This window comes from Bacillus sp. SD127, assembly GCF_058566445.1.
The window spans coordinates 935,004-950,354 of record NZ_CP191226.1 but is presented as its reverse complement, the minus strand read 5'-3'; the positions used below and the strand labels follow the sequence as shown (position 1 = coordinate 950,354).

The 15,351-nt window shown below is 48.7% G+C and carries 14 protein-coding genes; 6 read left to right on the top strand and 8 right to left on the bottom strand.

Annotated features, from left to right (window positions below):
• Positions 1 to 16 precede the first annotated feature (16 nt).
• The 3 genes from ACQVGS_RS04870 to ACQVGS_RS04860 form a co-directional block, all read right to left on the bottom strand.
• Positions 17 to 865: a DUF72 domain-containing protein gene (locus ACQVGS_RS04870; protein ID WP_106019932.1), complete on the bottom strand. Its 849-nt coding sequence runs from the start codon at positions 863 to 865 to the stop codon at positions 17 to 19.
• Positions 866 to 902: 37 nt separating this feature from the next.
• Positions 903 to 1,250 (bottom strand): YunG family protein, encoded by a 348-nt coding sequence (locus ACQVGS_RS04865; RefSeq protein WP_106022028.1) that lies wholly within the window; start codon positions 1,248 to 1,250, stop codon positions 903 to 905.
• 98 nt (positions 1,251 to 1,348) lie between these two features.
• A complete protein-coding gene (locus tag ACQVGS_RS04860) occupies positions 1,349 to 2,692 on the bottom strand; it encodes an allantoinase (RefSeq protein ID WP_491831091.1) in 1,344 nt (447 codons plus the stop codon).
• 180 nt (positions 2,693 to 2,872) lie between these two features.
• Between ACQVGS_RS04860 and pucR the strand changes: the two genes are divergently transcribed.
• The 6 genes from pucR (at position 2,873) to ACQVGS_RS04830 (ending at position 9,473) form a co-directional block, all read left to right on the top strand.
• Positions 2,873 to 4,468 carry a purine catabolism transcriptional regulator PucR gene (gene pucR / locus ACQVGS_RS04855; RefSeq protein ID WP_024122741.1) on the top strand — a complete coding sequence of 532 codons (1,596 nt, stop codon included), beginning with the start codon at positions 2,873 to 2,875 and terminating at the stop codon, positions 4,466 to 4,468.
• 200 nt (positions 4,469 to 4,668) lie between these two features.
• Positions 4,669 to 5,964 (top strand): nucleobase:cation symporter-2 family protein, encoded by a 1,296-nt coding sequence (locus tag ACQVGS_RS04850; protein ID WP_400153662.1) that lies wholly within the window; start codon positions 4,669 to 4,671, stop codon positions 5,962 to 5,964.
• Between the two features lie 6 nt (positions 5,965 to 5,970).
• Complete coding sequence (locus ACQVGS_RS04845) at positions 5,971 to 7,263, top strand: nucleobase:cation symporter-2 family protein (protein WP_400153334.1); 1,293 nt, start codon at positions 5,971 to 5,973, stop codon at positions 7,261 to 7,263.
• Positions 7,264 to 7,276: 13 nt separating this feature from the next.
• On the top strand, positions 7,277 to 8,761 hold the full coding sequence (pucL, locus tag ACQVGS_RS04840; protein ID WP_400153332.1) for a factor-independent urate hydroxylase: 1,485 nt from the start codon (positions 7,277 to 7,279) through the stop codon (positions 8,759 to 8,761).
• Entirely contained in the window at positions 8,761 to 9,114 is a 354-nt protein-coding gene (uraH, locus tag ACQVGS_RS04835; protein WP_106019509.1) for a hydroxyisourate hydrolase, read from the top strand. Before pucL ends, uraH begins: the two co-directional genes overlap by 1 nt.
• A gap of 281 nt (positions 9,115 to 9,395) precedes the next feature.
• On the top strand, positions 9,396 to 9,473 hold the full coding sequence (locus ACQVGS_RS04830) for a YjcZ family sporulation protein (RefSeq protein ID WP_072175780.1): 78 nt from the start codon (positions 9,396 to 9,398) through the stop codon (positions 9,471 to 9,473).
• 577 nt (positions 9,474 to 10,050) lie between these two features.
• Here ACQVGS_RS04830 and pucE read toward each other — a convergent pair.
• The 5 genes from pucE to ACQVGS_RS04805 are packed head-to-tail and all read right to left on the bottom strand — an operon-like array spanning position 10,051 to position 15,275.
• Positions 10,051 to 10,611, bottom strand: coding sequence for a xanthine dehydrogenase subunit E (gene pucE / locus ACQVGS_RS04825; protein ID WP_487446327.1), 561 nt, complete (start codon positions 10,609 to 10,611; stop codon positions 10,051 to 10,053).
• Positions 10,602 to 12,839: a xanthine dehydrogenase subunit D gene (gene pucD, locus ACQVGS_RS04820; protein WP_487446328.1), complete on the bottom strand. Its 2,238-nt coding sequence runs from the start codon at positions 12,837 to 12,839 to the stop codon at positions 10,602 to 10,604. Before pucD ends, pucE begins: the two co-directional genes overlap by 10 nt.
• Positions 12,840 to 13,673 carry a xanthine dehydrogenase subunit C gene (pucC, locus tag ACQVGS_RS04815; protein WP_400153327.1) on the bottom strand — a complete coding sequence of 278 codons (834 nt, stop codon included), beginning with the start codon at positions 13,671 to 13,673 and terminating at the stop codon, positions 12,840 to 12,842.
• Positions 13,612 to 14,277: a xanthine dehydrogenase accessory protein PucB gene (gene pucB, locus ACQVGS_RS04810; RefSeq protein WP_106019513.1), complete on the bottom strand. Its 666-nt coding sequence runs from the start codon at positions 14,275 to 14,277 to the stop codon at positions 13,612 to 13,614. Before pucB ends, pucC begins: the two co-directional genes overlap by 62 nt.
• Positions 14,274 to 15,275, bottom strand: a complete 1,002-nt coding sequence (locus ACQVGS_RS04805; protein ID WP_151174493.1) for an XdhC family protein — start codon at positions 15,273 to 15,275, stop codon at positions 14,274 to 14,276. The genes pucB and ACQVGS_RS04805 overlap by 4 nt, the downstream gene beginning before the upstream one ends.
• Positions 15,276 to 15,351: the final 76 nt, after the last annotated feature.

Here is a 15,351-nt window from a genome sequence, read left to right as displayed (position 1 = left end):
AATCAAAACCTCTTTTCTAAAATAAATCGAGCTGTCTCGGAGAAAGTCCGGAGTACTCGATATCAAGCAGTTCAAGCATCTGCTTGCCGTTATCCGCGGCGTCTCCGCCGGAATTGTTGTTGAACAGGACAAATACATCTTTACACTGCTGCTGCAATGCGTTCAGATGCTTTTTCCAGTCTTCCAGCTCCTGTTTGTTATAGCGGTATAAATATCTGACCTCACGCCAGTTTTTCCCGCCATCAGGCTTCATCCAGCCCTGCTTATTGCGTCCGTGAAACCTGACGAGCGTTTTGTTTTCATCGGTCGCCCGCAACACAGTCGGGACGCTTCCATCGCCGATTTGCGGTTCATCACATACGCTGTGAATCCAGCCTTCCGCTTTCATAAAGGAAAGCGTCTGCTCATAAAATGGCGGCGAAAACCAGGAGCGGTTTCTGAACTCAAGCGCGCAAGGAATATCGCCCATTTGATTTTTGCACCATCTTAAATAAGCGACATTTTCTTTCTTGCAGTCAAACCACGGCGGAAATTGAAACAGCACCATGGCGAGCTTATTGCTATGTAAATATGGTGTTAAGGACAGCTTAAAAGCATCAAACATCTCCTCTTTGGAGTCAAACGGAATGTCGCCGCGCTGATGCCCCGTCATGCCCTGATACGCTTTAATGATAAATTGGAAGGTTTCCGGTGTTTCCTTCACCCACTTTTCATTGTTGCGCGCCGGCTGAATCGCGTAAAAGCTCGCGTCTAATTCCACGATCGGAAAATGGGAGGAATAGGCCTGCAATTTTTTCTGGCTGGCCGTTTTCGGCGGATAAATGCTGTCATGATCCCCCCATCCCGTCAGTCCGATATAAATCACAATCATTCACCTCTCTTCCAGTTTATCACACGCGTTTTCAGGTTTCCTCGGAAATGCTGTTCATATTGCGGAAAAACGCTGAGCGCAGATGCTGATATTGTTCCTCATTGGTATCCAAAAACGCCTCCTCTCTTGAGGAAGGGATATTTTGGTACTCAATAGGCTCCTGAAACTGTTCACTCGTAAAGTCATACACAGCCCCATTTATGCTGTTATAAAAATGCCAGCTCCCACCGATCTTTGTTTTGAAAATATCGCCCCCGAATTGCTCCTGTATCACCAATGCCGTCACGCCGCATTGCCCGCATGCCGGGCATTCTTTCGTCCATTTGGAACTCGTATGCAGCGACCATGATTGATTTAGTATGTGTTTGATGTGTTCCATCATCGAAAGCCCCCTTTTTAAAAAGATACCATCATGATTGATTTTTAAAAACCAAAGTCACTGACATAAAAAAACCGGCAGAATTCAATCTGCCGGGCTTACGAAGGAACGACCAATGCTCCCTCAATTCCGCTGTCTGCTTTCTCCCCATCACTGTACACGCTCCGTCCTCTGCTGTAGGTGGCCGAGATGCGGCAGGGGAAAGTATGTCCTTCATAAATGCTCTGCTTATGTTTTGCAAACATCGTTTCTGTTGTGACTGTGTACGGCTCCATGCTGACGAGAACGTAATCCGCGTCCCGCCCCTCTTCAAGCCTCCCTTTTTGCTGAAGGCCGAATCGCTTCGCGGGTGCCCCCGCTGTCCATTCAGCAATGGTTTCAAATGGAATGTCCCGCTCAAGGGCCAGTTCAAGCATGGCCAATAAAGTAAACTGACCGCCGCTGATTCCGCCCCATGACAAAAACATATTATCCTCCCGCTTCAGAGAAGGACGGCAGGGGGAGTGGTCCGAGGACACCATGTCAATATCCCCCGCGATCAGCGTATCAATTAACGCCTCTTTTGATGGCTGCGATCTGAGCGGAGGGGCGCATTTTGCGACAGAACCCCTTTCGCGTAAATCGTCATGGCTGAACAAAACATAATGCGGGCATGTTTCGACCGAAACATCAAGCCCTTCCCGTTTCGCCTCTCTGATCAGCCGAACCGCTTTCACCGTGCTGATATGGACAAAATGAACCGGACAGCCCGTCACTTTCGCATACTGAATCGTGCGATACACCGCTTCAGCTTCGGCTTCCTCCGGGCGGGAGGCCGCGTATGCATCTGCATTCACTTTCCCTTTATTCGCCCATTCCATCTGCAAAAAGCTTGTGATCGCATCGCTTTCTGCGTGAAGAGCAAGGATTTTTCCTGCGGCCGCGATTTCTTTCATGCCTTTGAGCAAGGTCCGTTCATCAACAGAGCGAAACTCCTCTGTGCCTGATTTTGATAAAAATGCTTTAAATCCTATCGCACCCGCTTCAGCCATCGGATGTATGTCATCAATATGACCGGGCACAAGGCCGCCCCATAACGCAAAATCCACCGCCGATTTTTGCCTGCCGATTTCAGCTTTTGCGAGAATGTTTTCAGCCGTCACCGTGGATGGAATGCAGTTCAGCGGCATATCAAAATAAGTGGTGCAGCCGCCTGCAGCCATCATCTGTGAGCCTGTTTCAAACCCTTCCCAATCCTCTCTGCCCGGTTCGTTGAAATGAACATGGCAATCGATCGAACCCGGAAAAATATATTGCCCGCTAGCCTCCACAACTGGTGCCCCCTCTGCTTCAATTGCAGAACCGATCTTGGCAATTGTCCCGTTTTTCATTGCAATATCAGCTTCTTTAACACCATCCGGCGTGACTGCCTTTGCTCCTTTTATTACTAAATCGTAAGCCATACTGAACCCTCCCCTGTAAGGATGATGAATTTTTATGTCAGTTTATGTAACACAATCAGTCTATTTTCAACATTTTACTGTTACTATGATCGTATTACATCAGCAAAACAGCTAGAATTAATAATGAAATTTATTCATCTTAACCAATGGTTACTTTTTGTGAAAAAAGGAGAATGAGCTATGAATATTTTTGATGTGATGAAAATACCGGCTTACGAAAATGCAGTTTTAATTGCGGGCAAAGCAGGGGGAGAAAGAGAGGTTCAGCATGTCAACATGATGGATGCTCCTGATATCGCGGATTTTCTGCATAAAGACGAGCTGCTCGTCACCACCGCGTATCACCTGAAGGACAATCCTCACCAGTTATCAGAGCTGATTCGGCAAATGGCAAAACGCGGCTGTGCCGGTCTCGGCATTAAAACAAAACGGTACCTGGAGGATATCCCGAAAGAAATCATTGACCTCGCCGATTCACACGCGTTTCCGATCATCGAGCTCCCTGAGCATATACGCCTCGGAGACATTGTCAACGCCACGCTGAGCCATATTCTTGATATGCGTTCAAACGAGCTTCAGCAAGCCATTTACGCACATAAGAAATTCACAAACCACATTATGAGCGGCAAGGGATTGCAATCTCTGCTCAAAAAGGTATCAGACCTCCTTCATCTTCCCGTGCTGCTCCTTGACCAGCATGCCAAAATGCTTTCTGCATCTCATCAGATTTCATTTGAAACCGAAAAGCTCAAAAGCACGCTGCACACCGTGTCCGGGCCGTTTTTCACTTGTTTTTCTTCGATCTCAAATCAGAAAACATATTCTGTCCTTCCTATCTATAATCACGAAAAAAGCTGCGGCTACCTGCTTATACCGGAAATGGTCCAAGCCGCTGATAAAGGATTGATTCTCACCATTGAACAGGCTGCGAACGTGATTTCCTTTGAGCTGCTGAAGGAAAACGCGCTGAAGCAATACAGCCGGCGGGCGCGGAATGAGTTTTTCAGTAATTTTATCGAGCGGTCGTTCTCTTCAGACGACGAAATCAAAAACCGGGCAAAAGAATTTAAGCTCCGCTGGGATCAAAAATATATGTGCATCGCCGGAAAGCTCGACCGGAATGACAGATCGATCAGCTTTACTGAAAATCAGCTGGCCTCTGACAGCGTATTTGAATTTCTTGAAGGCGAATTGTCTGCCTTCCCGTTTCCGCCTCACCTCTTTATTAAAGGAAATGTCGGCATTCTGCTGATCGAGGCGACAGACAGCTGGAGTGAAATGCACGCTTCGGTGATCAGCTTTTTAGAACAGTTTCAGGCACAGGTTAAAAACCAATTTAAACGGACATTGTCCTTTGGCATCAGCAACATTTGCCAAAAGCTGATCGATGTCCCGGACGCTTTCACAGAAGCGTCTGACGCTCTCCAATCAGGGCATTTATCAAGAAGCACGGAGTTTATCCAAGTGTATCACGCGAAAGATGTACCTGAGTTGCTCCGCCTGCTTCCGGTTGAGGATTTGAAGAAATTTTACAATTCCACTCTTCAAAGCCTGGCTGAAAAGCAGCAGGAGGATCAAAGCCTGCTTCATACACTGTCTGTCTATCTAGAGACACACTGCCAGATTTCCGAGACGGCAAAACGTTTGTACGTGCATCGCAATACGGTCATCTACCGCCTCGAAAAATGTGAAGAATTACTGGGCAAAAGCTTAAAAGATCCCGAAACGACAATGCGGTTGCGGCTTGCCTTGCGGATGCAGCGGCTGATTAGCTAGCATTTGTCACATGGTGTTACAAAAGAAATGGCTTTTCGTTACTTTCAGCAATAACGCTCCTATTTTTCAGCTACTGTATCCAATGACATCCCGCAAACGGCACGCTATCATGTTACTAAAGTTCACATGTAAAAGGAGGAGCTATAGTGAAACAAAAACCGTTTGCGGTGTTCACTCTTGGCCTGCAGCATGTGCTGGCCATGTACGCAGGTGCGATTTTGGTGCCTCTGCTTGTCGGCAGAGCGCTGAATGTAACGTCGGAACAGCTGTCCTACCTATTGGCGATTGACCTGTTAACATGCGGAGCCGCAACGCTTTTGCAGACCTGGCGAGGAGCGTACATCGGCATCGGCCTTCCCGTCATGCTCGGCAGCTCGTTTGTGGCCGTCACCCCGATGATTGCAATTGGTGCAAATTACGGCATTTCAGCGATTTACGGTTCAATCATTGCAGCCGGTGTCTTGATCTTCTTGTGTGCCCGTTTCTTCGGCAAGCTGACCGTGTTATTCCCTCCTGTCGTAACAGGAACTGTTGTGACCTTGATTGGTCTTTCTCTTGTTCCGACAGGTGTGAAAAATATGGCTGGCGGAGAAAAAGTAAACGGCAGCGCCAATCCCGAATACGGTTCGCTCGAAAACCTTCTTCTTTCTGTCAGCGTCCTTATCCTGATCTTAGTCCTCAACCGCTTTCTCAAAGGGTTTGCCCGAACGCTTTCCGTTCTGATCGGGATTGCTGCGGGTACTGCGGCGGCTGCCGTCATGGGCAAGGTCAGCTTTTCATCTGTATCTGAAGCCCCTTTCTTTCAAATCCCGAAGCCGTTTTACTTCGGCGCTCCATCTTTTGAAATCGGTCCGATCATCACGATGCTGATCGTCGGAATTGTCATTATCGTTGAATCAACCGGCGTTTTTTACGCCATCGGAAAGATATGCGGCCGGCCCCTAACCGAAAAAGATCTGGTCAAAGGCTACCGGGCAGAGGGGATCGCCATTATGATAGGCGGGCTGTTCAACGCCTTTCCCTATAATACATTTGCACAAAACGCCGGATTATTGCAGCTGACAAAGGTGAAAACGAGAAATGTCGTCGTCACCGCGGGCTGTATCCTTCTTTTCCTCGGGCTGATTCCTAAGGTTGCCGCTCTTGCTTCCTCCGTTCCCGCGGCTGTGCTCGGCGGCGCAACCGTTGTCATGTTCGGCATGGTTATCGCCTCCGGAGTAAAAATGCTCAGTACAGTGGATCTGAAAAACCAATATCATCTGCTGACCATCGCCTGCTCTTTCGCACTCGGTATCGGCGCCAGCACAGTACCGGCGATTTTCACAGAGTTTCCCGCTCCGATCCGCATTCTGGTCAGTGACGGCATGATCACAGGAAGCCTGACTGCGATCTTTTTAAACCTATTCTTCAGTTTGCGCGACAGAAAGGAAAAAACCGTTCAGAAGGAAAAACAGCCTGTATTAGAAAACACACTTGTTTTAGAAAAAGAGGTGTAAATAGAGATGAAGGAACAGCATCATTCATTTCAGCTTTTGATGCTTGGGCTTCAGCATATGCTGGCGATGTACGCGGGAGCCATTCTCGTCCCTCTGGTCGTCGGAGCTGCGATCGGGCTCAATGCGGGTCAGCTGACGTATTTAATTGCCATTGATTTGTTTATGTGCGGGGCTGCGACTCTGTTACAGCTCTGGAAAAACCGCTATTTCGGCATCGGCCTTCCTGTTGTGCTCGGCTGTACGTTTACTGCAGTCGGCCCGATGATTTCTATTGGCAGCACATACGGTGTCTCAGCGATTTACGGTTCGATTATCGCAGCCGGGCTGATTGTCGTTTTAGCCGCGGGCTTCTTCGGGAAGCTTGTCCGTTTTTTCCCGCCGGTCGTAACCGGCTCAGTCGTTATGATTATCGGCATCAGCCTGATTCCGACGGCGATGAATAACCTGGCCGGCGGCGAAGGCAGCAAAGACTTCGGCTCACTAGGCAACGTGCTCCTTGGCTTTGCCGTTACAGCCTTTATTTTAGTGCTGTTTTATTTCTTTAGAGGGTTTATCCGCTCCATTGCGATTTTGCTCGGCCTTGCAGCTGGAACGGCAGCCGCTTTCTTTATGGGAAAAGTCGATTTTTCTGAGGTCGCGGAGGCATCCTGGGTTCATATTCCTTCTATATTTTATTTCGGCACGCCAACCTTTGAGCTGCCTGCCATTCTCACCATGCTATTGGTTGCGATTGTCAGCCTTGTTGAATCAACGGGTGTTTACTTTGCTCTATCCGATATGACAAACCGGAAACTAACAGAAAAAGATCTTGAGAAAGGCTACCGGGCGGAGGGGCTTGCGATTGTGCTTGGCGGCATGTTTAACGCGTTTCCGTATACAGCTTTCTCGCAAAATGTCGGTATCGTTCAGCTTTCAAAAATGAAAAGTGTCAATGTCATCGCCATCACCGGGTTTATGCTGATGGCAGTCGGCCTGATTCCAAAAGCCGCGGCATTGACGACCGTGATCCCGAATGGAGTGCTCGGCGGTGCGATGATTGTCATGTTCGGCATGGTCATTTCTTACGGTATTAAAATGCTTTCCAGCGTCGATTTTGAATCACAAGGCAATCTGCTGATCATTGCTTCTTCTGTCAGCTTAGGGCTTGGCGCCACGACGGTGCCCGCTTTGTTTTCATCTCTTCCGGGAGCAGCTTCCGTGTTGACCGGAAGCGGCATTGTCATTGGCAGCTTAACCGCGATCGCACTGAACGCTTTTTATCAATTCAAACGGCCCCATAGCGCGGAAATAAATACGTAAAGGGTGATGGCTCATGTTCACGATTGACGACCTGAATCAAATGGATAGACAAACACTGACTGACACACTTGGATCTATTTTCGAGCACTCTGCATGGATTGCGGAGGAGGCCGCGGCACTCCGCCCGTTTTCCTCCCTTTCTGATTTGCATCAAAAAATGTCCCGCTTGGTCAAAGCTGCGGATCGCAAGACACAGCTTGAGCTCATCTGCAAGCACCCTCGCCTCGGCACCAAGAAACCAATGAGCGCTTCCTCTTTAAAAGAGCAGCAAAACGCAGGGCTCAGTAAGCTTGAACAGCAGGAATACGAGGAATTTCTCAAACGAAATGAAGACTACTATCATAACTTCGGTTTTCCTTTTATTTTAGCGGTAAAGGAAAAAACGAAACAGGAGATCCGCCAAGCTCTGCTGACAAGGCTGAAGAACAAACCAGAAACAGAATTCCAGCAGGCTCTTGAGGAAATATACCGCATCGCCCGCTTTCGTTTAGAGGACATCATTACAGAAAAAGGAGCGATTCAAATGAAAAGAACCATGTCTTACGGCAAAGGAAATGTGTTTGCATACCGAACGTTTTTAAAACCGCTCACAGGCATAAATCAAATCCCAGAGTCTTCTTTTACGGGCAGAACCAATACAGTTGTCGGCATTGATGTGACATGCGAAATTGGCGGAGATGCCTTTTTGCCGTCATTTACAGACGGAGATAATACGCTTATCGTGGCTACGGATTCGATGAAAAACTTTATTCAGCGCCACCTCGCTTCCTATGAGGGAACAACCACCGAGGGCTTTTTGCATTATGTGGCTCACAGATTTTTAGACACCTATTCTCATATGGATACGATCACTCTGACAGGTGAAGACATTCCGTTTGTAGCGATGCCTGCATACGAGGATGAAGAGCTCGGTATAAGCCAGCTTGTCTTCAGAAGATCGCGCAATGAACGCGCTCGGTCGGTGCTGAAAGCAGAACGAATGGGGGATACGATAACGCTGAAGGAGCAATACAGCGAAATCACGGATCTCCAGCTTGTCAAAGTGAGCGGAAACTCCTTCGTCGGCTTTATCAGAGACGAATATACGACTCTTCCTGAAGATGGCAATCGTCCGCTCTTTGTCTATTTAAACATCAGCTGGCGTTATGAACATGCGGAAGATGCATACGCCGCCGATCCCGCCCGTTACGTGGCGGCTGAACAAATCCGTGACTTAGCGAGCACTGTATTTCACGAGCTCGAAACGCCCTCCATTCAAAACTTAATCTATCATATCGGATGCAGAATATTAACGAGATTCCCGCAGCTCGCGCATGTCAGCTTCCAATCTCAAAATCACACATGGGATACAGTCGTCGAAGAGATTCCGGGCACAAAAGGAAAAGTCTACACAGAACCGCGCCCGCCATTCGGTTTCCAGCGGTTCACCGTGACGAGAGAAGACGCCGAGAAAGAAAAACGGAAAGCCGGGGAAGCATTAGGGAGCCTGAATGCCTGATGGGAAAGCTGACAACGCATATCTTGGATTTAACCTGCGGCAAACCCGCGGCAAACGTAAAAATCGAATTGAAGCGGCTGTGCGAAGACAAAAGTCTTATTCTTATCAAAGGGGCTTTTACGAATAAGGACGGCCGAGTCGATGCTCCGCTCCTTGCGGGAGAAGAGCTGAAGTCCGGGGAGTATGTGATGGAGTTCCATGCGGGGGATTACTTTGCGGGAAAGAAAGCGAACACGGCTGAGCCGTTCTTAACGATTGTAACAGTTCGTTTCCATCTTTCTGATCCGGAAGCTGATTATCATATCCCGCTTTTGCTGTCGCCGTTTGGTTATCAGGTGTATAGGGGGAGTTAAGAAAAGAGCCCGCCCGCTGGTGAGGCGGGCTCCGCAAATGTTTAGGGGTTGCTGGATCACTGCATAAATAAAAGACCCTCCCTATTGTGAGAGGATTCCTGCGAATTATGCCACATCCGGACCTCGTATTTGAGAGTTCGAGTTTGTTTTTAAATATTAAATTTATCGTTCTCTATTTCTACTTAGACTAAAAAAAATTTAAAATCAATTAAACTAGTATCACTATCAAGTTATCTCCATCAGCATATCATGTACTATCCTCTTTTAAGGGAGGTGAAGTTATGAGGTCATTCCCTTTGATCGTGGTGCTATTCATCCTATTAATCATCGTTGGCACTTCTTTCTTCGGTGGCTATTAAGAACTCACCTTACCCCATATCCGTCAGACGCCATAAGAATTCTTTATGGCGTTTGTTTTGCTATAGCGACAAGGTTTTGAGCAGGGAAATATAACACTCGCTACAAATCCTCGTCCTCCATTACAATATGAGATGAGAGCGAGATGTTTTCCCACAACGCGGCCGCGTCTTGATCACGCTCTTCAATTAATCCCACCATTTAGAAACGCTTGTTAACGGATTTGTTAGTTTCTATCGGATCGATTTCTTCCGCACCTACAAAAAATTTTTTTCATTCCCTTTTCTCCAAAATGAATTATTTTATTTTTTCAATCGATTTAACAGGTACTTCCGGTGGATTGAGTATTAAGTCAATCCGTTGAACAGTGACAAGGACGACAGAAAAAATCAGGGAACAAAGAAAGGTTAGTAAAAGTATTTTCCACCAATTTAAGTTATTCATCATCTCTTCTCCCTCTTTCCTTAATTTGTAACATTACCCATTTCTAGTATCAAACACAACTAGGCAAAAAGTAAAGGGAGAAGAGGTATTTCATCTTCACGATCTGTAATTGAAGTTTATCCTTTATCGATTCGCTTATTTTTTTATATCCGGTGCTTTGCCGTAGCTGCGGGAAAAGTCCAATGACTCCCTTTTCCCACTTGCTACCTCTTTTCTAATCCTGCAAGCCGACCGCATAATCCCTCCATAACCGGTACACCGGCACAAATTGCCCGCCAGACCTTCTTCAATATCTTCGTCAGTAGGTTGCGGGTTTTCCTGAAACAGAGCTTTGAGCGCAATCGTTATCCCTGGTGTGCAATATCCGCATTGGAAGCCTCCTTCCTCCAGGAAAGCGGTTTGGCAGATATCCAGTTCTTTTTTTTGAAGCCCCTCAATGGTTGTGATCGAATGGCCGTCCGCTTGGTATGCCATGGTCATACACGCATTGGCGAGCTTGCCGTCTAGCAGGACAGAACATGCTCCGCAACGGCCGATTCCGCAGGAAACCTTAGTTCCGGTCAGCTGGAATTCTGTCCGGAGAAGGTCAATCAAGCGAGCTGTAGGAACCGCATCAACCTCCTGCTCTATTCCATTCACTTTCATTCGGAATCGCTGCTTTCTTGCAGAGAAAGATCCTGCTTCTTTTACGTCCATTGCTTTATCCCCTTTCTGTCTATTTCATCAAGCAGCTCTTCACGCGAAATCGGCAGCTTGTTCACCCAGCAGCCGACGGCATCATGTACCGCCTTTACAATCGCCGGGGTGATGGCGATCGTTCCTATTTCTCCGACACCGCGCGGGCCATATGAGTCACCATCCATCAGCTCTTCTATCGCGGTCAGTTTCATTGCCGGAACATCTTTGATTCCCGGTATTACATACTGATCCAAATTCACCGCCGTGTAACGGCCGTCCGTCATTTTTGCTTCCTCCATCAGCGTATAGCCGAGCGCCATAGCAGCGCCGCCTTCGATTTGTCCACGATAGCCCTGCGGACTGACAACCGGACCTGCCGCAATGGCGTGCTCACAATCTATCACTCTGACATCGCCTGTTAATAGATCAACCTCCACCTCAACTGCAGCCGCTCCAAATGAGTAGAGAAAATGGCCGCCGACCACAGGATCAGGCGTTGTCGGAAAATCGAATGCTGTTTCCTCAGTCAAAGGGCCTTTTTCTGCCAATTCCTTATAGTTCACCGCCAGCTCCTTTGTATTATGCATCCGCAGCCCCCCAGCGCTGAGAATGAGTTGTTCAGGCAAACACGGGACCAATTGTGCGGCACGTTTTTTCAGCTGAGCTAGAAACGGTTTCTTCAAACGCTGGATCGCGTGCCACACCATGCTCGTGCCGCGGGATGCTGTGGAGGAGCCTGACTTTGGCACTTTTGCTGTATCCCCGATGATAATGGAAATATCCTCCGCCGCACAGCCCAGCTCTTCGGTGACAATATGTTCAATCGCGGCGAGTATGCCCTGCCCGCACTCTTCAAATCCAAATGAAGCCGTGATTTTGCCGTCACTTGAAAGGGAAAGGCGCCCTCCTGCGGCATCCATCCGGCCATAGCCAAGCCCGCCCCCGTGCATGGTAATCGCGGCTCCAACACCTCTTCGTTTATAACGAGACGTCTGATGTTTTCTTTTGAGAATAGGAGATGCAGAAATGACGTTCAACACCTGCGCCGCTCCGTCAGTGGGCGCAATCCGATGCTCAAGCGGCCCCGGGTCATGCGGTTTTCTGATATTTTTTCTTCGCAGTTCCAGTGGGTCGATGCGGAGCATGCTGCTGAGGCGATCAAGATGGGTTTCAAGCGCAAATGTAATTTGATTGCCGCCAAAGCCTCGGAATTCTCCCGCCACCCCGTTGTTCGTAAACACAGAGATCCCTTCAGTGCGGATATTCGGAATTCGGTACGGACCCGCGGCATGCTCAACAGAAAAATCCAGAACTGCCGGTCCCAGCGTGGCGTAAGCGCCTGTATCGGCAATGATTTTCACATCATGAGCCAGAAGGTTTCCTGTTTGATCAGCCCCTGTTTTGATCGAAATTTTCATCGGGTGGCGCTTGATTCCTGAGCGTACAGATTCCTGTCTCGTCTGATGAATTTTGACCGGGCATCCGCTTTTACGGGCTAAAAGCGCGGCATACGGCTGAATATTCAGCTCATCCTTTCCGCCAAATGAGCCGCCCATCGGACTCGACACAACCCGAATTTTCTCTTCAGGAATACCAAAAATGCGGGCAAGCTGAAAACGGTCCTTGTAGCCGTGCTGAGTGCCAGCGTACATCGTAAAACCCCCGTCACGTTCCGGAGCAGCTACACCCCCTTCCGTTTCCATATACGTATGCATCTGCCGCGGCAGTTCGTAGGTTTCTTCAAGGATAGTGTGACACGATTGGAATCCCGCTTCTACATCGCCGTGCGAGAAAAACGCGCGATGAAGGATGTTCCCGTCCGGGTGCAGCATATACGCATCTGGTCGGAGCGCTTTTTCCGGAGAATCAATGACCTCCAGCTCCCTGTACACCACGTGAATCAGGTCCAGCGCGGCTTCGGCTATGTCTTCCGTTTCTGCTGCGACGGCCGCCACTGCATCTCCGACATAACGCACTCTATCCTCGCATAGAACCGGCTGGTCAGGGATGACAATCCCAAAACGGTTGAAACCTGGAACGTCCTTATGGGTGACAACCGCTCGCACACCTTCCATTTCTTCAGCCTTTTTTGTGCAAATCGACACGATTTCCGCATGAGGATAAGCGCTTCTCAGAATTTTGCCATACAGCATCCCCGGAAAAGTGAGATCAGTCATATACTTCAATTCACCCGTGACCTTTTCCCTTCCATCTGGCCTTATTCTTGATGGTTTGCTTACGCTCATTTATTCCCCTCCCTCAAACATCAGCTCGGACATGATGACGTTGGCAGCCGCTTTTTTTCTGTATGCCGCTGACACGAAAGCATCGGCTGAAAACGGCAGCTCCTTGATAAGTGTTTCGTACAGCTCGTGCGCCTCCCATTCAGGATCCATCCATTTCGCCTCGCTTTCTATTAATCTTTTCGGCCTGATATCGGCATGACCCGCTGCGAGGCGAATGTCACTGTCTTTCAGTAAACGTCCTGCCGCCACAGCAACCGCTCCGGTAAATGCCTGCCGCCTTCCCAGCTTGCGGAAAAACACACGATCTCCATCATGATGCGGGATGATCACACGCGTCACGATTCCATGTGAGTACTTTTCACTGGAGATCCATTCAGCAAGCGGCAGCCTGACAAGCTCCTTCTGATAAACGATAAGCTCCGCATCAAGCACAAGCAGAAGCGGAATCAAATCCCCTATTTTACTCGCTATGTTGCCGCCAATTGTGGCCCGGCTTCGGATTCCCGGCGCTGCAACAGCAGAAACTGCATCACATAAGCAAGCCAGATCCCGCTTGATGAGGCTGTTTTTTCTGCATTCATTCAGCGTGGTGAGCGCCCCGATCGACACATGGGTGCCGTCAGCGGTAATGCCTTTCATCTCATCAATGCCTTCAAGGCTGATGAGATGCGTTTTCGGAAGAATTCCTTTGTCCCATTGGAGCTGGAGCAGCGTGCTGCCCGATGCTGCACACACATCTGGCGCAAGCTGCTCCAAAAGAGAAAATGCCTCATCAAGCGCTTCCGGCTTCCATAATTGAATGTTCATTCGCGCTTGTGTCACTTGTCCGTTCATGTATTCGCCTCCTGACAGTGTCATATTCCTCCGGCGTATCAATATCTTCCAGTTCCTCGCACGCTTTCACTGCCAGCACCGCTCCAGTGCCAAGCTGTCCGTTTTTCAGCAGCCTGCGGGCACCCTCATCTCCCTTTAACTCCTTTACATATGGAAAACAGGCGGATGAGAAATAAATAGGCGGACTGAGCGTACGCAAAGATGCTGACACGGCAAACATTTCATGAGCCCTTGATATCAGGGCATTTACATGATCGACAGAAAGCTGCGGCTGGTCACCCAACAGAATGACGACCCCGTCTGCCCCCATGCTTTCCGCTATTCTCACCCCGGTGCTGACGGAATGCCCTTGGCCCTTTTCCGCCTCTTTACAGACATGCAAACTCCAGCGATCCAGAAAAGGCGGTGCTTGATATTGCTCCCCGATCCACTCAAGTGAAGCATTTTCTGTCCTCTCGACAATCAGCACATGGTCAAGACGGGATAATAGAGCTGTTTTTAATGAAGCCGATCCGATCGTTTCTCCTTTTAGCGGCAATGCCAGCTTGTTTGTGCCCATTCTCTCGCTTTTTCCGGCCGCCAAAAATACACCGATAATGCTCATGTAACCGCCAGCCGTTTTCGCGTTTGAAGGATTTCCGCAACGATGCTGACGGCAATTTCCTCTGGGCCTTCCGCGCCGATTTTCAACCCGACCGGACTGTAAAAATGCGCGGGCGGCTGTTTTCCATTCAGCAGCCGTTTCGTGCGGTTTTCAGAGCCTAGAAGCCCGATATAATGAAGGTCTCGAGAAAATAAGGATTCAACGATGACTTGATCGTGCTGAAAATGGTGAGTCGCCACAACAGCGAAATCCTGAGGCGAAAATTCAAATTCACTCAGCATCTGCTCCGGAAAGGCAGTGATCAGCTGATCTGCTTTTGGAAAAAGAGAGGCTGTGCAATACGCAGGCCGCCAATCTGTCACAATGACAGAAAAACCGGTCTCAGCCGCCAAATTGGCGAGCGGTATCATATCTTGTCCCGCCCCAAACAGAATGAGACGCGGCTTCGGCTCAATACGCTGAAAAAAAATGTTTGATGATGGATCAAAATGCGGTACATGAAGCGCTGAAGCGGTGCGTTGAATATCTCGAAGCGGCACATCCGGCCAGTGCCCAAAATACCCGTTCTCTGACAAAAACAAATAACGCCCTGCCTGTGAGGATTCAATCTGTGTAACGGCTGTTACGGCTTTTCCTGAATGAAGGCAGTCTCTTACTCTTTCATAGTGCCGCTTTTTTTCCTGAGAGATTCGTTCCGCATAGATATGAATAACGCCATTGCAGCCGACTCCCATGCCCCACGAAAGATCGTCTTCAGCCCGCATGTCATAGGATATAAGCGCTGTCGTCAGCTGATCGCCGAGTTCACCGATTCTTTCGGATATATCCTCTTCCAGACACCCGCCGCTCAGCAAGCCGATTCTTTCTCCGTTTTTCTTAAAGAGCATGGTGGCGCCCGCTTTTCGATATGCAGAGCCTTCGACTTGTACAATGGTCGCCAGCACAGCTTCATCCTGATCTTCCAGAAGCGCATCTAAAATCGTGTAAAAATACTCCAATGCCGCATCCCCCTTTCAAAAATTGCTGTAAGAAATAAAACGTCATTTTATAGGTGCCTTGTATAAAGAATAGATG